This is a genomic window from Blautia sp. St.27G3 (assembly GCF_059728505.1).
Window position 1 is genome coordinate 203,069 of sequence record NZ_BAAGFO010000002.1, and the last position, 21,866, is coordinate 224,934.

Here is a 21,866-nt window from a genome sequence, read left to right on the forward strand (position 1 = left end):
CTTCTCCTAAATGATAATTTTGCAATATAGGGTCATCTGTAAATCGGAAAAGCGGAAGTCCGGCGTTTTCTCCGGCTCCATTGGCGGCATCAGTCCCCGGTCTTTCCATTCCTTATGCCGAATTTCCGGGGATGCCCTAAACCGTTTCACCTGGGCATCCAGGACGGCATCCGCTACGGGGTCATGTGTCAACAATGCCTTATACCCTTTGTATATGGTTTCCTGCCCTGCTTCGCTTTTGGCATCCCGTACTATCAGCAGATTATCCGAATTGCATATCAATTCCAGGAACTCCCGTACCACCATGGTTTCCACCCTCGCTTTCCGCTTTGATTATGCCGATAAATACACGCTCTGCACACGGGACCGCAATACTGTTTCCCAGGGCCATGTAACGGGCATTGTCTGACATTTCCCTGCCGGATGCCCCGTACCTTGTCCAATAGTCCGGGAACCCGTCCAGGCGTTCACATTCAAGCGGCGTAAGGCGGCGGACCCGGTACTTTACCGCTGCGGCAATCCGCTCAATTATCACGGCAAGGGTTTCACTTCCTCCCCCTGCTGCCCCACGGCTCTTTTTTATGGTCCCCACGCCCTCCTTGAACTCTGCATAACCGCTTTGTGTATAGGCTACGGCGTGCCGGTCCGTGCTTGTAAGCGTTGGGGCAACGTCCTGGTTTATCCCTAATTGATTTCCGCCGTGCTTTGCATCCCGGCCAATGACGTTTCCGGCTATGGTATAGACGGGAAGCAAGTAAAGGCCAGTCTTTCCACCTCCGCCCCTTGCCCTCCCCATAAGGGTTACGCTCTTCGTGGCGTTTATGTAAATCCTATCCGCCGTCCTGCCGAAATCCAGTTTCATTTGTCCGCCTGGTTCCTCTGCCAGTCCTCCGCTATCCTCTCCAATAGGGCTATCTTTAGGATTGTCGGAACTTCCTTTTCCCTCTTCTCGGCCCGTGACAGAATACCCCAACACGCTTTCGCACTCAAAAAGTATTTGTCCAGCACGTCCATTTCTAAAATCTGTGACAAGGTAGATTCTTTTTCTACGTTGGGGAACTCCCCAAAATTGTGCGTCAAGCTGCCGCCATGCGACTGTCCGCAAATCCCCCCCCCCTGGTTCCTCAATTCCAACCAATCCGGCGGATGCCCATTTCCCACTTGTAGGCATTGGAATACTGGCTTCTGTGATTTCTTCCAGGACCCGGCGGAAATCCTCTCCCTTATTGCTTGAAAAAGCCCCGGCCACGTTTTCCCATATGATATACTTTGGATATTCTCCATCTGTCTTTTCCCTCATTTCCCGTATAATCCGCACGGCTTCCATGAATAGGCCGGAACGGGAACCGTCAAGCCCCGTCTGCTTCCCGGCCACGCTCAAATCCTGGCAAGGGCTTCCGAAACTGATAATATCCACCACGGGGATTTCTCCGCCTTTTATCCCGTTAATGTCCCCCAGGTTCACGGCATCTGGAAAATGCCGCCCTGCTATGTCTATACAGTTCGGCTCTATCTCGCTTGTCCATACAGTCTTGACACCGTGCCGCCCTGCTGCCAGGGGAAACCCGGCTATCCCATCAAAAAGGCTCCCCAATGTCAACCCGGCGTTCATTTCAACGCCCCCGGCCTGGACGGTTCGTAGACAATCATCACCGTGTAAGAAGTCCTATAGTCTGCAATCTCCTTTCCACGGATGACGGGCAAGGTTTCTGTTCCATGCTCAATTCCCATTATCTCCGCCCCGTCTGCTTCCAGGGCGGCCAGGTTTTCATTTACCTTTGTTTCAAGGTCTTTCAAATCGGTGTCCCTTTTTAACATGATTTTCATGCTTAAACCCTCGCTTTCTGTTATTTGCTTATAGATGTAAGCGGCTATTTCCTGCCCTCTTTCTTTTTCTTTGGGCACCACGCCGGGGATGTTTTTATGGGAACTTCTCTCGAATACGGTTTGCCATATCCTAGAAATCCCGGCATTTTCTGTATTCTATGTTCATTGAAATAATTCAAAATATATTTCTGGTTTGGATGTTCACATGAAAAACTCGCTCTTGTATTGCCTACTTTTCTAAAATCTTTGCAATGCTCACAATCTTTACATCTGATTTTATCCGCCACGTTTACCGCTCCTTTCTGGTTTTCGCATACCGCAAGCGGCCATCCGTCCGTATCACGCCCTACGGCTTTATAGGATGACTACTTGCAATATACCGGGTGTTATCGTACAACCTTTTAAACGCCGGATAACTTCACCGGGGCGTGGCATGGTTTTCTAGTTCCCGGCCTACCTTGGAAGAATAGGCGTGTACGCTTCCCTGGTAGGTACTTTTTGCACCAGTGCAACCCATCAACAGTTTGTAGGGGCTTTGGACCCTCACGCCGCCCACGGTCAGCATGGCCGTTTTAGTTGCCGGGCGGTATGGATGCCGCCCTGGGTGGTGCTTATTCCATAAAATCTAAAATTGTCATCTGCTCCGGCTCCGGGAAGTATTCATCTTCCCATTCCACTCCTATGTAGTCCAGTACACGGCCCCATCCGAACTTCCCCCCCCCCGTCTTAGGGTCTGTGCAACATCTATACATCCAGAAATCCCACTCTTTGGGATTCCGTGCCCTTAGCAAGTCAAATCTATGTGGCCGTTTTTCCATATGTACCCCAAATCCGCACATACTGCACCCGGTACGTTGTGCCTTTGTTGTGTAAAGGGTTCCATCTGCCTTTCTTTCAATACTTCCGTATATTTCCGGCACTGGCACTTTCAAGTCAATGGCAAGCTGTAAAAGGTCTTGCCTTAAAAATGGGGCGAATGGTGCGGAACGGATGACATTTTTTCCAAAATAATTACATCCATGCTCCACAAGTGCATCCTCACGTTGTCCGCCCTCTGATGCCATAAGTCCCAGGAATGGCTTGCTATTGTGTTCCTTGGCCCATTTATCACAAGGCTGTTCTTTCATGTAAAGGCAGCATTTATTTGATACAAGAAACGGGGCAATCTTATAGTTTACGTCCTCATTTTCATTCTCATATCCTGCAAATAATTCAAGCCACTTTTGAGGTAATTTCATACGGCTGTTCTTTGCGAAATGTCCTTGTGCCCCACATTCCCCGGTTATTATTGCATGGCGGACCGTTTTATTTTTCTCCGTTGGATGCTGCAATGTTTCAATCTTCCCGGCTATCCTTTTACTAATTACTGGAAATCCAAACTCATTAAGAATCTGTGTTTTGCTTTTCCCTGGACTTAACGAAATGACCCCTATTTCCTTATGGATTTTTTGGATGCTCTTATCTTCCAGGCTCGAAACGGATATGGCCGGAACATTTATACCGATTGACCGTAAAAAATATAAAAGTGTAATACTATCCAGGCCGCCAACTGACACATGGGCTTCCAACCCCATGCCGTCCAAAGTTGAAATAAATTCATGTGCCCGGATTTCCGCACGCCTAACCTTTATGTTGTAGGGTAAATTCTGCATGGCCGTCATCTGTGCCTTTTTCAGTTTCTTTTTTTCTTTAAATTCCTCGAACTCTCTTTCCCGTTCTGCTTCGTTCATTCTATTAAGTTCCTCACTTTCTGCCCTGCTGCCGCCTGGCCTATAATGCTTTCTGTGCTACCTCTGCCCGGTAAGGCTCCCCACCACGTTTCAATTCATTGTAGATAGTTGCCCTATGCACTCCCACTTCATCCGCAATAGCAGAAACCTTTACCCCTGCTGCGTGCATCCTCTCAATGGTCTGGCGGTCCGTGAAGTTCAGCCGTCTATTTCCTTTCCTCATGCCCCTTTATCTCCTTTCTAGTTTTGGTGAAATAAAAAAAGAGTGCCCACAAGAGTTTTTTAATTCTCTTGTAGCACTCTCTTATTTTCTGTTAAAAATAAGATGCTTTAGAGTATATTTCCCTTGTCGCATCTTATTTTACAATGAACCAGAAACAACAGGATTTTTTAATTTCTCCATGCAATCTGCTGCGTTTTTTCCAGAGGATATTCGAGAAGGCAGCTCTGATCAAGGTCAACCCAACGCAGACATACTGCATTGATTTGATTGTTATAGTATGTTTTGTAGTAATTGATGCCTTCATCACAATCCATACAGCAGGAATAAGTTGTTGTAAGACATTTTTTGTCCTGATTATAAACACTGCCCCGCACCATAGATACATTGTCTAAAATATGAAAAAATTGTGCGACACTGCTCTCTTCATCACTTTCGCAGGAAGAATTCATTTTCAGAAAGGCCGCTTTGACAAAACGGGAAGCCGGAGAAAAGTCTCCAGGCAGACCGATTCCACCAAACCCCTGTCCAAACGGGCACAAATCGAGTGCAGTACTGAAACAATTTTCCGGATATCCGGAGCTGATGGCAAGATATTGACGGAGATTGAGCATTTGAAAACCGAAAGGCGGATTATTTGTCATAACGCCGACCGGGTTTTCATAAACCTGCATCCCATCCTTGGTACATTCCAATACAATAGAATCGTTCCGGTCTGCGATATGCCAGTGCAGCGGTGACAGGGGAATATCTTCCCGAAACGGTATGTCAATCAGATGCATCTCTTTGATTTGTTCGCGAATTTCAGCTACACTGCTGCAACGCCCGAGCAGCCAGGGGGCCAGCTCAAATGGAGAAATATTATTTTTAAAAGGTTCTTCTTTTTTCGGATAGTAAGCATTGTCTGGAAAGTTCAAACCTGCAATACAGACGCCCTTTTCATTCATGGCATCTGCGTATAAAGGATAACCGTCAATAACAGAAGCCATACCAATCATTGCATAATGACTGTGCAGAACACCTGCTTTGCGAAAGACAAACGGAAAATGTCGCGGCGTAATGACAACCCGTTCATTAAATGAATATTCGAGATCAAGATTTCGGCCAAAATAGAAATGTCCTGTTTGCAATGTAAGACTTGTACACATAAAATACCTCCTGTAAATGCTATGTACGGCAGATGGCTTTTCAACGCACCACAACTTCGGTATTTTTTCCCTGTCTGAAACAGAATTTTTTCCTACTGGTATCAGTATATGCAAAATCAGTAAAATAATTAATAAAATATGAAGATATCGCACAAATGGATTCGGATATCTTCATAAAAATTTCTATTTTGGAACCGCACATTCACGGCAACACTGTGCCAGAGATTTTTCTTTTTTCTTCCGTGTAATTTCTACCAGGGACAGTTTTGTCATATCGACAAGACAGGTTGGAATCGGATCTTTTCTGAGTTCATTTTCCAGCAGAGAAAGAAGCGTCTTTTTAGAAGTCTCTTCTTTCATATTAATAAAATCAATAATTATAATTCCGCTGATATTTCGCAGTCGGAGCTGTCGTGCAATTTCTATGGCTGCCTGAAGATTGATTTTTAAAAAAGCATCCTCTGTTTTTTTCCCGCCCTCAAATTTCCCCGTATTCACGTCAATTACGGTCAAAGCCTCGGTTGGCTGAATCACAAGATATCCGCCGCTGTCCAGCCAGACTTTTTCGCGCAGTGCCTGCTCCAGGCGGTGTTCGAGCGAATACAGTTTCTGCATCGGAAGCATGCGGTCCTCATACCGTACCAGTCTGCCCAAATCCCCTGGCTGATGGTGGGTGAGATATTCACTGATTTCCGAATACAGCTTTTCATTGTCTGTCAGAATCTGCTCTGCATCAGAATCGTAGAGATCAGCCAGTCTGGAAAGGTAGGAAGGAGGTGTACTGGAGAGACAGGAAAAACAAGTGCGAAATTTTGCCTGAGACAGGAGTGTTTCATAACGCTCCCGCAAAGCTGTAAGTTCTGCCACAATTTCCCGTTCAGAGGCGGAACCTGCATTCGTCCGGACAAGCCAACCGAATGGTCTGCGCTGGTGTTCTGAATTTTCCAGCTCAGAATGTTGCGATGTGCCACTGTGTTCCAGCTCGGAATATGGTGATCCGTCATCGTACCCTGCTCCTTGAAGATGCAAGACGGTTTTGTTGTTTTCCCAGTATTCCACGAAATTCCGAAGCTGTTCCCTGCGTTCTCCCGGCAGCTTTGCCGATACGGATATTGCCGTATTCCCGGTAGTCAGAAGTACATATTTTCCATGGAACGTCAGATTGGTTGATACGGACGGATACTTTGTCTTAATTCCTTCACGGGATACCTGAACCAAAAGCTCATCTCCGGCCTGTGGCAGACGGGAGGCTCCTTTTTTTGTATAAATGGGAGATTGCATATCCTTGAGCGCCAGATGACAAACCTGCCCTGGTGCAATTTCAATGAAAACTGCCCCGATATTTTTTGCTATATTTTTGATTCTCCCGATATAAATATTGCCGAGAAGCCCAGCCGTTGCATCCGGGTCACAGTGGATTTCAACTGTTTTTTGGCCATGCAGCAAAAATGAAAATACGCCGCCCTGCATCCGGGTAATCAGATACTGTTTCATATATTTTTTCTCCATTTTATGGTAAATTGTACGACGTTGCCAGACGACGGAATTTCCTGGTTCTCATTATTTGATTTCTGTTCCAAGCGCACCAAGCGCTGTCTGTTTTGGTCTTCCCTCCGGGCCAATATCTGCATATACTTCGCATCGGTGAATTTCGTATGCGAACGGTTCAGGAACGATGCCAAGCGTTTGCAGATAGGTATCCATGACCAGCTCCGGCTTCAGGTTTGCAGTGCTGCCAGAAGCAAGCTTCATAAACACAGTTCCGCTATTTACCGACATCTGATAAATCATAGGCCGAATGTCCACTTCTTTTTCAGATTTTTTTGTTTTTTTCATCACTAAAATAGATTTTTGAGCAAAAAAATGCGAGATATCAGACTGCCAGTCCATGCGAGGCTCATGCCCCTTTCGGAAACGCAGTTCATAGTCAGCCGCTGCCACCAGTGTCATGGCTTTGCTGGCTTTTCCTTCCGGTATCTGGTAAAAGCCGGTTACACGGATTCCTTCTACACCGACGCGGTTCAATGCGTCGATCGCTTCTGAGGAAGAAATCGGCGTTTTGATTTCAATATCCATATATTCGCCGTCGCTTGTCAAACCGACTCCCAAAGGCGAAGCAAATGACATGACCATATGGGGGCTAAGTCCTTCCGTATATACAATGTCAATTCCGGCCCTTCGGATTGCTTTCTGAAAATAACGCATAACGTCCAGATGACCGATGAATTTCATAATGCCATATTTTGAAAATTTGATTCTTACTTTCATCTCAGAGTTCCCTTTCCAAGGATTTTCTGTTCCGTTTTTTAGATCGCAGAAGTGTGCAAAATATATTTTTATTAAAATGTAGCGCTGCCCGTCTTTGTTTCTATGCAGATACCAGTCTGATACGTTCCGGCTCCGCAGCCTGAACACTGCATACGGCAGTTCGGCGTTACCAGTTCCTGATGGGCGGTCTGCCATTCTTTTTTCAAAAATGTTTTTGTCACTCCAATATCAATGAAATCCCACGGGAATATTTCATCAAGTTCCCGTTTTCTCACCGTATAAAAATCCATCTGGATGCCGCAGGTTTCAAAAGCCTGAAGCCACCTGTCATAATTCCAGTATTCGGTCCACGCATCGTACAGTGCGCCCTGGCGGTACGCTTCCAGAATCACGCTGGAAATTTTGCGGTCTCCTCTTGCGAATACTCCCTCGAGCAGAGTCACGTCTGCCTGGTGCCAGTTATAGCGAATGCTTTTCTGATTCAGCATCTCTTTGATCTCGTGGTTCACTGTTTTGGCAAAGCCGAGGTAATCTCCCGGCTGATGCATCTGCGCCCACTGGAAGGGGGTGAATGGTTTCGGGACAAAGAACGATGTGCTTACTGTGATCTGACACTTTCCGTTCCGTTCCTCTTTTGGAATTTCATAGTATTTTACTGCAATCGCATTTGCCAGATGTGCAATCGCTTTCCGGTCCTCTTCTGTTTCCGTTGGCAGTCCGAGCATAAAATACAGCTTGACCTTATTCCAACCGCCATGGAACGCTTTATCGGCGCCATCCAAAATCACTTCCTCTGTGAGCCCTTTATTGATGACGTTGCGCAGCCTCTGAGAACCCGCTTCCGGTGCGAAAGTCAGACTGCTTTTCCGGACATCCTGCACTTTGCTCATAACGTCCAGGGAAAATGCATCAATTCGGAGTGACGGAAGGGAGATATTGATATTCTGATCACGGAACTCGTCGATCAGGAAATTCACAATTCCCGGCAGATCACTATAGTCGCTGGAGCTTAAGGAACTCAGGGAAATTTCCTCATGGCCTGTGCTTTTCAACATCTGGTATGCATGCTCTTTCAGGACTTCTAATGTACGTTCCCGCGTCGGACGGTATAGCATCCCTGCCTGACAGAACCGACAGCCACGGATACAGCCGCGCTGGATTTCCAGAACCACACGGTCCTGCGTGACCTTGATAAACGGTACTACAGGAGCCTCCGGATAGGGAGCCTGTGTCAGTTCTGTCACAGCCTGCTTTTTGATCACAGCAGGAATTCCAGGAACCTTTGGCTCAAAAGAACCGATGGTACCATCTTCTTTGTAAGTCACCTCATACAGCGACGGCACATAGATGCCTGGAATCTGTGCAGCTTTTTTCAGGAAATCGTTCCGCGTTTCCCCGGCTTTCCGGCTTGTCTGATACAGATCAAGAAGTGCGTCATAGACGGTTTCGCCTTCGCCAATATAAAACAGATCAAAAAATTCAGCCAAAGGCTCCGGATTGTATGCACATGGCCCGCCGCCGATGACCAGAGGATATTCCTCGCCGCGCTCCGCAGCCAGAAGCGGGATTTGCGCCAGATCAAGAATTTGTAGAACATTGGTGTAACACATTTCGTATTGAAGTGTGATTCCCAGAAAATCAAAGTCTTTTATCGGGTCCTGAGATTCAAGCGCAAACAGCGGGATTTTTTTCTCCCGCATTACTTTATCCAGATCTACCCACGGAGAATAGACGCGTTCACACCAGACATCCTCTCTGCGGTTGAACATATCATAAAGAATCTGGATGCCGAGGTGCGACATCCCAATTTCATAAACGTCCGGAAAGCACATCGCAAAACGAATGGCTATCTTGTCTTTGTCTTTCATAACGGAATTTACCTCCCCGCCAATATAGCGGGCAGGCTTTTCCACAGACAGTAAAATTTCATCACTTAATGCTAGTTTTCTCATATTCCGTTTCCTTTTGCAAGTTGCAATTTTGCAGTATAATTACCCCTTAATCCGCAGCGCCTCAATGTTTCTTGTCTCTGCGCCATTCGTACGGGACATCCACGTGACAGTTACTACCTGGCCCTCAGAAAGGTTGTCTCCCATCTCCATGTCCGTATTTTCTATGAAGAACGTGCGGTAAAGTCCATCAGAACCGCTCAGCTCAAGCACAGACGGGGTGCATGATACAATGACGCCTTCCACTGATACAGAACGTGCTTCGTCAGCGTCATCGTGAATCGTGTTGTTTCTGATCAGGGAAGCTGTGTAGGGCACACCGGCCCCTGTGTAGTAAACCTCTATCCAGTCGCCGGTATAGATGGTATCTTTCAAATTCATAACAGCATAAGTTGTATTGAAAATTGCAGTACCAAGGCCATCATCCCGCTGGATGGTAAGTGTGCCAAAGGACGCATCTGTCACGATTCCGGTCAGATAGCCGTTCTCCACATACGTATCAGAAACCGGCTCTGACCAGGACAGATAGTCTGCATAAACGTACCCGATGTGTCCGTTGTACTTCACGCGAATCCAGTTATTGTCTGTCATACCAGTGATCTCAATCCCCTGTCCTTTTTGCAGCGTACCAAGAATCAGTCCGTCCGAAGAATACGTATCGCGGACATTGACCGCAGCCGTTGCGTACATGGTACCGCTTCCGTCAGAAGTGCGTACCGGCTTACGGGTACTGGTATAATCGCCCCAGATATATCCGGTAGCGCCGTTATACTGTATCTGAATCCAGCCGTCACTCGTATACCCTGTCTCTGTCACACCACTTCCTGCCGTAAGACCGCCCAAAATCACAGCGCTCAGGCTTCCTGCCGCCCGGACATTAACGTCAGCTGTCACATAAATAGTACGTTGCAAAGGAGTAATTGTTGCAACAGGCTTCTCGGGCTGTATCTTCTGATAGGAAGAAAGATCCGGAAGCTCAACGGAAACCGCCTGACCATTCTGTCTGAACTGTGCTTCTGTCTGAACCATAAATGTTTCCTGATTATCGCCATTCATGACCGTATAGATCATCTGAATGGTTCTCCGGATTACATTTCCCTGTGCATTTGTCTGCATGGAGCCCTGCAACCCGTCAATCACGATTCCCTGGCTTCCGCCGGAACCTTCAAGAAGCCGTTTGGAATAGTCGCCGAGTGTTTCTGCTGTTGCTGCAAAATAATAGGTGACATTGCCGTCAGGGGCCGTCTCAGAATACAGCATCCGCAGATAATTACTCGTCATATTCATATAAATCTCTGAATTGATCATATCCCAGATGGCAGTACGGTCCATTTCACGTTTTTGTTCCTTACCGGAAACAGTCGTATAGTAATATCCATTCTGATAATAGCTTTTTGTCGTACCCTCATCCGTATCTACCTGAATTTCCGCTTTCAAAGAACTGCCTTTCATACCGGAAACTTTCAGATTCACCGTTTTGTTTGCAGAGATGTTTGTGCTGGAAGAAACTGTTTTTTCTTTCAGTACTACATCCAGACCATCAAGAGCATCCTGCCCCTGCACAGCTGTGTTGTAAGCCGCTTCCACGCCCGGCTCAAAAGCAGCCTGTGTGAAAACAGTACAGGACGTGACGGTCAAAAGAACGCTAAGTAAACATGCTGCCGCTTTTTTCAGTCTCATAGAGGTTCCCTCCTTTTTATCTGCGAGCAAGCTCCTGTGTGATATCCTCCCAGGATACGCCGCGCTCTGCCATCAGAACCATTATATGATAAAGGAAATCAGAAATTTCATACTTGATCTCCTCGGGATCTGGATTTTTAGCTGCAATAATAATTTCCGTTGCCTCTTCTCCTACTTTTTTCAGAATCTTGTCAATTCCTTTTTCAAAGAGATAATTTGTATAGGAACCTTCTTTTGGATGAACCTTACGGTCAAGAATTACCTGAAATACCTCTTCAAATACTTTAAGCGGATTTGTATCGTCGAATTCTTTTTTCAAAATTGTCCGGTAAAAACAACTGCGGTTTCCGGTATGGCAAGCCGCACCCACCTGAAATACCTTGGCGAGCAGCGTATCCTGGTCGCAGTCGATGCTGAGTTCTTTCACATACTGGAAATGCCCGGAAGTAAGCCCCTTTACCCATAATTCACTGCGGCTCCGGCTCCAGTAGGTCATGCGCCCTGTTCGTACAGTCGTTTCAAATGCTTGCTGATTCATATAGGCAACCATCAAAACCTCCTGCGTCTTATAATCCTGAACAACGACAGGAAGCAGTCCGTCCGTTCCGGTCTTGATATCTGACCAGGAAAGAGACGCCTCAAACGTGTTCACCGGGATGTCTGCAACGCGTAGCGCATGTTTCATTGACATAAGATCCGGAAGCGTTTCCGTGTGCATAAAATCAGAAAGGCCGAGCCCGGATATCTGCGGAAGTGCAAGAATACGCTTCAATGACGCTTCTGTATACGCTTCCTTTATATAGTATACGGTAAATAGATGATCTGTTTCCTGCTCTGTCAGCTGATCCATAAGAATTGTATCGAGTGCAAGAGCCTCCAGCATAACAATGCCTCCCAGAACCGTAGTATGGGCGACAGCCTCCAAAAGTGCTTCCTTGGTTCTTGTGCATGCCAGAATCTTTTCCACACCAAAACGGCTGGACACTTCGTGTGCCAACCGAACGTTTTCTTCTTTTGCAAAATTCAGGAACACTTTCCGACAGCCGGCATAAAGCAGTTTTTTTACATCCTCCATCCGGCGGATATTTCCCCCTCCATACAACGGAATATCCACAGTCCTTGCAATTTCTTTCATCAGCGCAATATTTTCTTCGTGTTCACTGTCTCCTTGTGACAGATCAAAAACGAGCAGCCCGTCTGCGCCGGCATTGTCATAAGCTGCCGCCAGGCGCAGTGCATCTCCGTCTTCTATCATGGTATGATCTTTCAGGCCAGTCACCGCTTTTTTGTTTTTCAGATAAAGCGGTACCAGCAATTCTTTATAGCTCATGCTGTTCTCCCTGCACTCTTTCTATTTATGCCATCCTATTCTTGATTGCATCCAAATATTTTGTTTCAGATATACTTTTTATGGTATAGCTTTACTATACCACATCTATTCCCAAAAATCTTCCCTAAATAATTCCTTTTGTCGAAAGGACGTCTGTAATGCGCGTATCAAAACTTACAGCCTCATCAAGCGCCTTGGCAAAGGCTTTAAACATGCCCTCCGCCATGTGATGGCTGTTCCCGTTCTCCAGCATTTTAAAATGGAGATTCATTGCAGCGGAATAGGAAACGGCATAAAAAAATTCACGAACCATTTCCGTATCCATGGACCCGATTCGTTCTGACGGAAATACGGCATCGGAACGATAATATGGGCGGCCGCCAAGGTCGAGCGCGCACAGCACAAGAACTTCGTCCATGGGAAGAAGTTTGCTGCCGTAACGCCGGATTCCTTTTTTGTCCCCCACAGCCTCCCGGATTGCCTGGCCAAGCACAATTCCGGTGTCCTCGATCGTATGATGACAGTCTACATGCAGATCGCCGCTGACTTTTATTTCCAGATCAAACAACCCATGACGGGCAAATCCCTCCAGCATATGATCAAAAAAGCCGATACCGGTCTGAATCTGATACTGCCCGCTTCCGTCCAGATTCAACCGAACTGAAATCTGTGTTTCTTTTGTATTTCTTACTATTTCAGAACTCCGTTCCATATGATCCTCCTGCTCTGATTGCTATGATTCCGCCTCTTCTTCGAAACGAACCCTGATGGAATTTGCGTGTGCGGTCAGCTGCTCTGCCTCGGCAAATGCAATGATATCTTTATGAATCGGCTTCAGGGCCTCGCGTGAATAATACACAATGCTGGATTTCTTTACAAAATCATCGACGGAAAGCGGTGAGAAAAATTTGGCCGTACCGTTTGTTGGAAGTATATGATTCGGCCCGGCAAAATAGTCTCCAAGCGGTTCGCTGCTGTATTCTCCGATAAAAATCGCTCCTGCATTGCGGATTTTTGTCATGACCTGGAATGCATCTTTTGTTACAATCTCCAAATGCTCCGATGCAATTTCATTCACAGCGTCAATCGCATCCGCAAGGCTGTCTGCCAGTAAAATAAACCCGTACTGATCCAGCGATTTCCGGATAATTTCCGCTCTGGAAAGCGTTTTCAAAAATCCGTCAATCTCCTCGGAAACTTGCTTTGCAACCTGTTCGCTGGTTGTTATAAGAATTGCGGAAGCCATCTCATCATGCTCTGCCTGTGAAAGCAGGTCGGCGGCAACGTAACGCGGATTTGCCGTTTCATCTGCCAGTACCAGGATCTCACTCGGTCCTGCAACGGAATCTATGCTGACATTTCCATAGACTGCCTTTTTTGCCAGCGCCACATAAATATTTCCGGGGCCTGTAATCTTGTCTGCTTTCGGAATACTCTCTGTGCCGTATGCCAGCGCTGCAATGGCCTGCGCCCCTCCTACTTTATAAATCTCATCCACACCGGCTTCGTGTGCCGCAACAAGCGTGGATGCCGGTACCTTTCCGTCCTGACCTGGCGGCGTAGTCATCACAATGCGCTCCACACCGGCTACTTTTGCGGGCACAACATTCATCAAAACAGAAGACGGATACACTGCTTTTCCTCCCGGAACGTAAACACCAACCGTTGCAAGGGGCGTAATTTTCTGTCCCAACATGGTTCCGTTCTCCGAACTGTCAAACCAGCTGCATTTTTTCTGCTTCTCGTGGTAGCTGCGGATATTGACAAGCGCCTTGCGTATTGTCTCCAGCAGCGTCTGGTCTACGTTTCGATACGCTTCCTCGATTTCTTCCTCCGTCACGCGCACCGTTTCTGCTGTAACCGTAATACCGTCAAACTGCTTTGTATAGGCAAAAACTGCTTCATCGCCCTGTTCTCTTACGTTTTGGAGAATCGTATTTACACGCGCTTCAAATCCCTGGTAATTCGCAGGGCTTCTCTTCAGAAGCTGGTCCAGAATGTTCTTTTTTGTCTCATCGGTTAACCGGACAACTTTCATGACTTATTCCTCCTGTGCAATCACACGGTTTAATTTTGACAAAAGACCGGTGATTCGTTCATTTTCCATCCGCATGCTGACCGGATTCACGACAACGCGCGCGGAGAGCGGGCAGATTTCTTCTAATACCACAAGTCCGTTTTCTTTTAAAGTAGAGCCTGTCTCTACTATATCCACAATGACCTCCGAAAGCCCAACAATGGGTGCGAGCTCAATCGAACCATTCAGCTTGATGATCTCCACGGTCTGATTTTTCTGATTGTAAAAATAATCCTTTGCAATATGCGGATATTTAGTTGCCACGCGGATGAGTTCCTGACCGCGCAGCTTTTCACGCGCAGATTCCGGCCCGCATACGCACATCCGGCATCTGCCAAAACCAAGATCCAGAACCTCGTATATTTTTCTGCCTTCCTCCTGGATGGTGTCGCGTCCCACTATTCCGATATCTGCTGCTCCATATTCCACATAAGTCGGTACGTCCGGACCTTTGGAGAGGAAAAACTTCAATTTTAATTCTTCATTCACAAAAATCAGTTTCCGGGAATCCGGATCTTTCATTTCTTCACAGGAAATGCCGATCTGTTCGAACAGTTCCATTGTCTTTTTTGCTAGACGCCCTTTTGTAAGGGCAAATGTCAAATATCTTGGATTGTTATTTCCTTCACTGCTCATAGTTCTGACTCCTTTGCCTATTACAATTCTACAACGAGCGTACAGTTTTGTGCTTTGGCATAAGCCCTGCAGTCCGTTCTGCTGCGTTCTGCCGATACACGCACCAGTTCTACATCAATTCCTTTTTGGCGAAGCTGCGATGCTTTGGCGATCGCTTCTGCCTGCTTTTCATTTTCGTAGATTATCATACAGTGACTTCCGGCAATGTCCTGCTCCACATTCTGTCTTGAGAGCGCGCTGAGTAACTGATCTACAACAGCCACAAAACCGACAGCCGGCGCATGCTTTCCGAAATGTCCGAGGAGTCCGTCATATCGTCCGCCCTTGATCACGGCATCTCCGGTGCCAAAGGTATAGCCTCTGAAAATGATTCCGGTGTAATACATATAGCGGCTCAGCATTCCGAGATCAAACGAAACGTATTTGGATACTCCGTATAGCTTAAGCGTCTCCCAGATACTGCGCAGATAACAAATTGCATCGAGTGCGCCTGCGCAGTCTGTCAGCTCCTCTGCCCGCGCAAGGGCATCTTCTGTTCCAAAAAGACCGGTCAGGGAAGAAAATGCCGTCTTTTGCTGTTCACTTATATTCTGGCCGGATAAAAGCTTCTGGACGCCAAAGGTATTTTTATTTGTAATCAGTTCTTTCAGCTCATCCGTCAGACTTGCCGAAAATCCTGCTTCCGATACGAGCGCCTGGAAAAATCCGACATGGCCGATGCTGATCTGAAACTCCTGAAGGCCTGCTGACAGGAGCATCTGAACAACAAGCGCGATCACCTCAGCGTCTGCATCTGCGCTTTTATCCCCGATCAGCTCTCCGCCGATCTGAGTCGTCTCTTTTAAACGCCCCTGATAACTGGAATTGTTGACAAAGGTATTTCCAAGGTAGGTGAGACGTATCGCCATATTTTCGTTGAGAAAATATTTGGCTGCAGCCCGCGCCACAGATGGCGTAAAATCAGGACGCAGTACCAGAGTTTCTCCCTCGCGGTCAAAAAATTTGTACAGCTCCCTGGAGGGAATCGTACCAATCTCTTTGCTGAATACGTCAAAATATTCAAACGTCGGAGTCTCAATGTCACGATAACCATACGACTTGATCACTGTATGGAGCTTTTGCTGCAACGCAAGCTTCTGCTCGCACTCTGCGCTGTAAATATCACGGACACCTTCCGGTGTATGTAAAATTTTCTGCATAAACAAATTCTTCCTTTCCGGCAGGACTGTCTTATAGCAAGAATCACAGTTAAAAACAGTTCTGTATGCGTGTTCTTCTTTTCTATTTCTTGTTTTTATATGTATCGCTAATACTTTATCACTTCGCAGTGATAATTCGCTACCATACAAAAACATTGAACAAATTATAAGAGATAGCTCCTGTAATGTCAAGCAATAATATTTACGGCTCATCCCGCTCGTCAAGATCTCTCTGGAGCGTTTCCAGATACGGTACCAGAATGCCTCCCTGGGGATGGATATAGTAATCCTGATCGAGCTCCATATAACGAAAGCTTTTGCGTCCGCCCTCCTGCGCCCTGTTCCAGAATCGCATCATGTGCCGGTACGGCAGATAAAAAAGCTCATTTCGCATGCTAAAAAAAAGAATCAGAAATGCGATTCCACCCTGCTTTTCAAACTGTGTCATAAACTCAACCTGATGCGGATGGATATTCTGCAAAGCAAACGTATCAATCGTACATTCTTTTGCATCAAAACAAACCGGAATTCCCTGGACCACACCGATATAGTCCACGGTACTTTTCTGTTCAAAATAAGCCAGCGTAATATGGCGGCTGTCTTTGTCGATTTTAATCGGAGTAATTGGAGTCGGAACCTTCTGGATCAGCGCCAGACCTTTTTCCAGATATAGTTCATTCGTGCGGTTGATCAGCTCTTCCAGCGTGGAGCCGCGCAGACCGCGTGTATTCCACGTAGCCATAATGGTACCTCGTTTTTACTTTTCTTCTTGATTCATTTTTCTCGATTCCAGATAAACTATATCATATATAGCCGGCAGCTCTGCGGAAAAAACCTGACCGGACAGATAGCCAAGCGCTCCGTCCATTTCAGGAAACTCAAGGCGGAAGGCATGGAGCAGCTGTCCGTAAAGATTATATTTTTTCCGGTAAAACCGATTCAGCGTTTCATCCCCGTATTTGGCATCTCCGAGAATCGGATGTCCGATAGAGGCAAGATGCGCGCGAATCTGATGGCTGCGTCCTGTGATCAGATGCACTTCCAGCATGGTCAGCCCCTGTGCGGAACTGATTACACGATACTGCGTCTCAATCGGCTTGTCCTCTTCTGTGCGCGGCGTCTGCGAAATTGTGACACGATTGGATGCAGTGTCTTTTGTCAGATATCCTTTTAAGTGCTGCTCTCCTGTCATGGTTCCTTTCACAATACACCGGTAATATTTGCGCACCAAACGCTCTTTTAAGAGGCGGCTCATTGTCTGCAATCCAATCAGGCTTTTTCCGGCAATGACGAGTCCGGAGGTATTCCGGTCCAGACGGTTGCACACAGCCGGATGAAAAAGCTGAAGCGCGTCCTGGGTAATACTTCCGTTTTCCAGAAGATATACCGTCAGATATTCAACCAGTGAAACGTCCTGCGGCTTTGCTTTTTGAGAAAGCATACCGGCTGGTTTGTTGATCAGAACAATATGCTGATCTTCATATATAATCTTCAACTGGCAGTGCGCTCTTTCCAATGCTGCGGTTTTTCTCATTTTTGTAGAGGATTTTACCGGCTGAGGCTGTACGCCCTGGAATTTTACAATGGTATCTTCGGAAAGAAAGAGTTTCACCTCATCCCCGACACAAAGCAGTTCTTTGCCCTGCGCTTTTTTTCCATTCAGCGTAATGTTTTTCTTTCGCATCATTTTATACAGAAAGCTTGCCGGAGCCTCCCTGAGATACTTTCCAAGCAGCTTGTCGAGTCTCTGGCCAGATTCATTTTCTGTGATTTTAATCTCTCTCATTTCCCACCGTCCTACAGGGAAATCGCGAGCAGTGTATGATAAATCAGCTCTTCCCTTGATAAATCCGGATATCGTTCATCGGGTGTAAACGAAATATCTTCCCGATAATGTCCCTGTTTCTGGCAGATCTCGGATGCCCTCTGGCAATATTTTTTTAATTCTGTCATAACTTTCACCTGCGCAGACGGATAGCCATTGATGGTCAGAATTTTGGAAATGTGCTTTTCCAGGTAAGCGGTGTCTGCTTTTTCATCCGGCGTGTAGCATACAACCTGATCGCCGCAGACAAGCAGCGCATTGACCGGCGTGGTGTGCTCATAAGCAGTAAATACCAGTTCGTAGCCGGATACCAGATTTCCGTTAGCCTTTTTTGCCGCTTCATAGGTAGCGGTGTCTATTGATTTTTGCATCATAATCATAATCAGCCCGACCAGTGATTTGCAGGCAGGAAGACAGCCCAAAATAGCAACAAAGGTAAAAAGATTCAGCTTTGTTTTTGTCTGTATATATCCGGTCACATAAATAACCAGCGGTATCAGGAACAGAATAAACGTAATCAGGAAGGTTTTCTTTTTCTGGTATTTGATATAACCAAAGGTTCCTTTTTTTACTTTCTTCATGAGGTCATCCTTTCTTCTTTTTATGAACGTTTCGTATGGTTTTCTTTCTGGCTTTGGACGATTTCTCAGGTAGTGCAGTGTGTTTCTTTCTCATAGTTCCACTTTCTTTTGGTCCTGTCCCGGGGACGTGTATCTCCTGGTTTTGCTGCCTGCGCGGTCGAATCAGGCATTTCGGGCCAAACCCAATCAGATCCTCACGGCCTGCAAGTTTCAGTGCTTCTTCGACCATCGCATAATTTTCAGGCTTTCTGTATTGGATCAGCGCGCGCTGAAGCGCCTTATAATGCGGATTCTTTTCCACATACACAGGCTTCATCGTGCGCGGGTCAAGACCAGTGTAATACATGCACGTTGAGATTGTGGATGGCGTCGGATAAAAATCTTGTACCTGTTCCGGCATAGATCCAAGCTCCCGCAGATAACAGGCAAGCTGAACGGCCTCTTTCATAGAGCATCCGGGATGTGAAGACATCAGATACGGCACAAGGAACTGATTCATCTTGTATTCCCGGTTCAGCCGGTGATATTTTTCTGTAAATTTAAGATAAACACTGTGAGGCGGTTTCCCCATCGTGTGAAGTACAGAATCTGCCACATGCTCCGGCGCAACTTTGAGCTGTCCACTGATGTGATGCTTCACAAGTTCCCGAAAAAATGTATCGTTCTGGTCTGCCAGAAGATAATCAAACCGAATTCCGGACCGGATAAATACTTTTTTTACTCTCGGAAGCGCACGGAGCTTTCTCAGAAGCTCCACATAATCGCTGTGGTCTGCACGCAGGTTTTTACACGGCGAAGGGAACAGGCACTGCCGATCCCGGCAGACGCCCCTGGTAAGCTGCTTTTCACAGGACGGCTGACGGAAATTAGCCGTAGGCCCTCCTACGTCATGAATATAGCCTTTAAAATCAGGTTCTTCCGTCATAGCCGCCGCCTCCTGCAGAATGGATGCATGGCTGCGTGTCTGGATGATACGCCCCTGATGGAAGGTGAGCGCACAGAAATTGCAGCCACCAAAACAGCCACGATTGCTGACGAGGCTGAATTTTACTTCCGATATAGCCGGAATCCCGCCTGCTTCGTCATACATCGGATGCCACGTTCTGCAATATGGCAGGTCATACACATCGTCCATTTCCTGTGTTGTAAGTGGTTTTGCCGGAGGATTCTGTACCACATACACCGTTCCGTATGGCTCGACAAGCCGCTGCCCGGTAAACGGATCTGTGCTGCAATATTGCCGGTAAAAGCTTTCTGCATAGTTTCGTTTTTCCCTGCACAATGCTTCGTAATCCGGCAAAAGAACGTAATCATAAACCTGTTCCAGATGTTTGGTCCGGTAACAGGTCCCATCCACAAAGGTGATATCGGAGATTGCCATCCCAGAGCGCAGAGCGTCTGCAATCTCTACAATAGAACGTTCCCCCATACCGTAAGAAATCAGATTTGCTCCGCTGTCCATCAAAATAGAACGCTTCAGAGAATCTGACCAGTAATCATAATGCGCCAGACGGCGCAGACTTGCCTCAATCCCGCCTGCAATAATCGGAACATCCTTATATGCCCGGCGGATCAGATTGCAGTATACAACGACTGCGTAATCCGGCCGCCGCCCCATGACGCCGCCAGGCGTGTAGGCGTCTGTTTTGCGGTGTTTTTTCGACACAGAATAGTGATTTACCATGGAATCCATGTTTCCGGCCGTTACCAAAAAGCCGAGCCGCGGTTTTCCAAGCGCTTTTACACTCTCCACGTCCTTCCAGTCAGGCTGTGCCAGAATGCCGACCGTGTAGCCATGAGCTTCCAGAACCCGGCTGATTACGGCATGTCCAAACGACGGATGATCTACATAGGCGTCGCCTGTCACATATACAAAATCAAGCTGTTCTATCCCCCGCTTCTGAAGCTCTGCCATAGTTGTCGGAAGAAATCTTCTGTTCATATTTATTTCCTCCATCTGTCTTTAGGGAGTCTCTGCGAGCGCCTCATATGTACCGTCCGCAATTTCATCATACGATCTGATATAATAATCTGCCAGGCGCCGGATTTCCTGCTTTAGATGGGCCGAAAAAGCATCTTCTACGGCACATACTTTCATTCCCGCATTTTTGCCTGCCAGAATCCCCTCTGGGATATCCTCAAACACGAGACAATCCTGTGGCTGTACACCGAGCGATCTGGCTGCCAGCAGGTAAACATCCGGCGCAGGCTTGCCTTTTGGCACATCACAGGAAATCGTAATGCTGTCAAAAAAATCAGCAACATGATTGGAACGCAGGCATGCCGTAATCAGTTCCCGGCTGTTGCTGCTTGCAATCCCAAGAGGGATTTTCGCCGCTCTTAGCTCTTGCAAAAATGCCGCTGCTCCGGACTTTAAGGTGACATGTTTTGCATACTGCTCATACGCCAGACGATTCCATTCTTTTTTGATCTCATCAAGTGACTCTGGAAGCTGAAAACGTTTTTTGAAATACTCGGCGGTCTCGGTAAAGCTCATGCCGGCAATGTCATCCTGCAAATCCTCCGGAAGCGTCTGTCCGTATCTGCCCAGATACTCAATATCAATATCAGTCCAGACCCACATAGAATCCATCAAAGTTCCATCCAGGTCAAAAATAACAGCATTTATTCCGGTTAACATTTCTGTCAGCATCTTTTCTCCTCCTGTTTCTGGCCCCATCAAGGCTGCAGAAGCTTGTCTTTTTCATCCTGTGTCAGTTCTCGCCACATTCCTGGCGCAAGCGCTTCATCCAACGCAATTCCCGCCATGGAAATCCGCTTCAGATATAAAACCTGACCGCCGCGGGCTGCAAACATCCGCTTGATCTGATGAAATTTTCCTTCACGCAAGGTAACTTCAGCCTCGGAAATTTCACCGGATTTTAAAATATGAAGCCGTGCAGGCAGTGTGGGTTTCTTTTCCCCGATTTCCATGCCTTCTGCAAAAGCAGTCACATCCTCTTCCGAAAGAGAACCGTTTACCCGGACAAAATACGTCTTTTCTACATGATATTTCGGAGAAAGCATACGATGGGCCAGGTCTCCGTCATTCATCAGAATAACCAGGCCTTCCGTATCAATATCAAGCCGCCCCACCGGAAACAGCTCTTCCTTACGCGGATGGTCGATATAATCCAGAACCGTTTTCTGCAAGCGGTCTGAAGTAGCTGTAATACACCCGCCTGGTTTGTGAAGCATCAATGCCACAAAACTTTCGTATTGCAAAAGCTTTCCCTGATATGTAATCTGATCTTTTTCCGAATCAATTTTCTGTTCCGGTTTTTTTACCGTTTCACCGTTTACCTGCACCATCCCGTTTTTCAGGTACTTTTTTACCTCACTTCTTGTTCCGACGCCGGCCTGGGTCAGAAACCTGTCCAAACGTATCATTTCCAT

General features: G+C 46.8%; 21 protein-coding genes. All 21 read right to left on the minus strand.

All coding sequences use genetic code 11. The features are described 5' to 3' along the window. Positions 1–6: 6 nt before the first annotated feature. Positions 7–306: a hypothetical protein gene (locus AC6I2O_RS10585; RefSeq protein WP_497742622.1), complete on the minus strand. Its 300-nt coding sequence runs from the start codon at positions 304–306 to the stop codon at positions 7–9. After that, positions 263–1,612 carry a DNA cytosine methyltransferase gene (locus AC6I2O_RS10590; RefSeq protein WP_497742623.1) on the minus strand — a complete coding sequence of 450 codons (1,350 nt, stop codon included), beginning with the start codon at positions 1,610–1,612 and terminating at the stop codon, positions 263–265. The genes AC6I2O_RS10585 and AC6I2O_RS10590 overlap by 44 nt, the downstream gene beginning before the upstream one ends. Further along, the gene (locus AC6I2O_RS10595) at positions 1,609–1,827 is read right to left on the minus strand and encodes a hypothetical protein (protein ID WP_304430081.1); all 219 of its coding nucleotides are present in this window, start codon (positions 1,825–1,827) and stop codon (positions 1,609–1,611) included. Before AC6I2O_RS10595 ends, AC6I2O_RS10590 begins: the two co-directional genes overlap by 4 nt. 611 nt (positions 1,828–2,438) lie before the next feature. Then, positions 2,439–3,557: a hypothetical protein gene (locus tag AC6I2O_RS10600; protein WP_497742624.1), complete on the minus strand. Its 1,119-nt coding sequence runs from the start codon at positions 3,555–3,557 to the stop codon at positions 2,439–2,441. Positions 3,558–3,597: 40 nt separating this feature from the next. Next, positions 3,598–3,780, minus strand: a complete 183-nt coding sequence (locus AC6I2O_RS10605) for a helix-turn-helix domain-containing protein (protein ID WP_135990067.1) — start codon at positions 3,778–3,780, stop codon at positions 3,598–3,600. Between the two features lie 167 nt (positions 3,781–3,947). Continuing rightward, positions 3,948–4,925, minus strand: a complete 978-nt coding sequence (gene bsh, locus AC6I2O_RS10610; protein ID WP_120392066.1) for a choloylglycine hydrolase — start codon at positions 4,923–4,925, stop codon at positions 3,948–3,950. Between the two features lie 183 nt (positions 4,926–5,108). Next, positions 5,109–6,419, minus strand: coding sequence for a ribonuclease E/G (locus AC6I2O_RS10615; protein WP_497742625.1), 1,311 nt, complete (start codon positions 6,417–6,419; stop codon positions 5,109–5,111). Between the two features lie 66 nt (positions 6,420–6,485). After that, positions 6,486–7,193 (minus strand): TIGR03936 family radical SAM-associated protein, encoded by a 708-nt coding sequence (locus AC6I2O_RS10620; protein WP_497742626.1) that lies wholly within the window; start codon positions 7,191–7,193, stop codon positions 6,486–6,488. A 71-nt stretch (positions 7,194–7,264) separates the two neighbouring features. Next, positions 7,265–9,145 (minus strand): TIGR03960 family B12-binding radical SAM protein, encoded by a 1,881-nt coding sequence (locus AC6I2O_RS10625; protein WP_120392069.1) that lies wholly within the window; start codon positions 9,143–9,145, stop codon positions 7,265–7,267. Between the two features lie 39 nt (positions 9,146–9,184). Then, positions 9,185–10,822, minus strand: a complete 1,638-nt coding sequence (locus AC6I2O_RS10630; protein ID WP_497742627.1) for an SH3 domain-containing protein — start codon at positions 10,820–10,822, stop codon at positions 9,185–9,187. A gap of 16 nt (positions 10,823–10,838) precedes the next feature. Continuing rightward, positions 10,839–12,152, minus strand: coding sequence for a bifunctional phosphoribosyl-AMP cyclohydrolase/phosphoribosyl-ATP diphosphatase HisIE (gene hisIE, locus AC6I2O_RS10635; protein ID WP_497742628.1), 1,314 nt, complete (start codon positions 12,150–12,152; stop codon positions 10,839–10,841). A gap of 124 nt (positions 12,153–12,276) precedes the next feature. Next, positions 12,277–12,864, minus strand: a complete 588-nt coding sequence (gene hisB / locus AC6I2O_RS10640; protein ID WP_497742629.1) for an imidazoleglycerol-phosphate dehydratase HisB — start codon at positions 12,862–12,864, stop codon at positions 12,277–12,279. A gap of 21 nt (positions 12,865–12,885) precedes the next feature. After that, positions 12,886–14,190 carry a histidinol dehydrogenase gene (gene hisD / locus AC6I2O_RS10645; protein WP_120392073.1) on the minus strand — a complete coding sequence of 435 codons (1,305 nt, stop codon included), beginning with the start codon at positions 14,188–14,190 and terminating at the stop codon, positions 12,886–12,888. Positions 14,191–14,193: 3 nt separating this feature from the next. After that, complete coding sequence (gene hisG, locus AC6I2O_RS10650) at positions 14,194–14,865, minus strand: ATP phosphoribosyltransferase (RefSeq protein WP_120392074.1); 672 nt, start codon at positions 14,863–14,865, stop codon at positions 14,194–14,196. Positions 14,866–14,885: 20 nt separating this feature from the next. Further along, entirely contained in the window at positions 14,886–16,064 is a 1,179-nt protein-coding gene (hisZ, locus tag AC6I2O_RS10655) for an ATP phosphoribosyltransferase regulatory subunit (protein ID WP_120392075.1), read from the minus strand. 202 nt (positions 16,065–16,266) lie between these two features. After that, the gene (locus AC6I2O_RS10660; RefSeq protein WP_120392076.1) at positions 16,267–16,806 is read right to left on the minus strand and encodes a Holliday junction resolvase RecU; all 540 of its coding nucleotides are present in this window, start codon (positions 16,804–16,806) and stop codon (positions 16,267–16,269) included. Between the two features lie 15 nt (positions 16,807–16,821). After that, complete coding sequence (locus tag AC6I2O_RS10665) at positions 16,822–17,850, minus strand: RluA family pseudouridine synthase (RefSeq protein ID WP_120392077.1); 1,029 nt, start codon at positions 17,848–17,850, stop codon at positions 16,822–16,824. A gap of 11 nt (positions 17,851–17,861) precedes the next feature. Beyond that, on the minus strand, positions 17,862–18,470 hold the full coding sequence (locus AC6I2O_RS10670) for a hypothetical protein (protein WP_497742630.1): 609 nt from the start codon (positions 18,468–18,470) through the stop codon (positions 17,862–17,864). A gap of 4 nt (positions 18,471–18,474) precedes the next feature. Continuing rightward, on the minus strand, positions 18,475–20,412 hold the full coding sequence (locus AC6I2O_RS10675) for a YgiQ family radical SAM protein (RefSeq protein ID WP_120392079.1): 1,938 nt from the start codon (positions 20,410–20,412) through the stop codon (positions 18,475–18,477). 21 nt (positions 20,413–20,433) lie between these two features. After that, positions 20,434–21,111 carry an HAD family hydrolase gene (locus tag AC6I2O_RS10680; RefSeq protein WP_120392309.1) on the minus strand — a complete coding sequence of 226 codons (678 nt, stop codon included), beginning with the start codon at positions 21,109–21,111 and terminating at the stop codon, positions 20,434–20,436. Between the two features lie 38 nt (positions 21,112–21,149). After that, entirely contained in the window at positions 21,150–21,866 is a 717-nt protein-coding gene (locus AC6I2O_RS10685) for a pseudouridine synthase (RefSeq protein ID WP_497742632.1), read from the minus strand.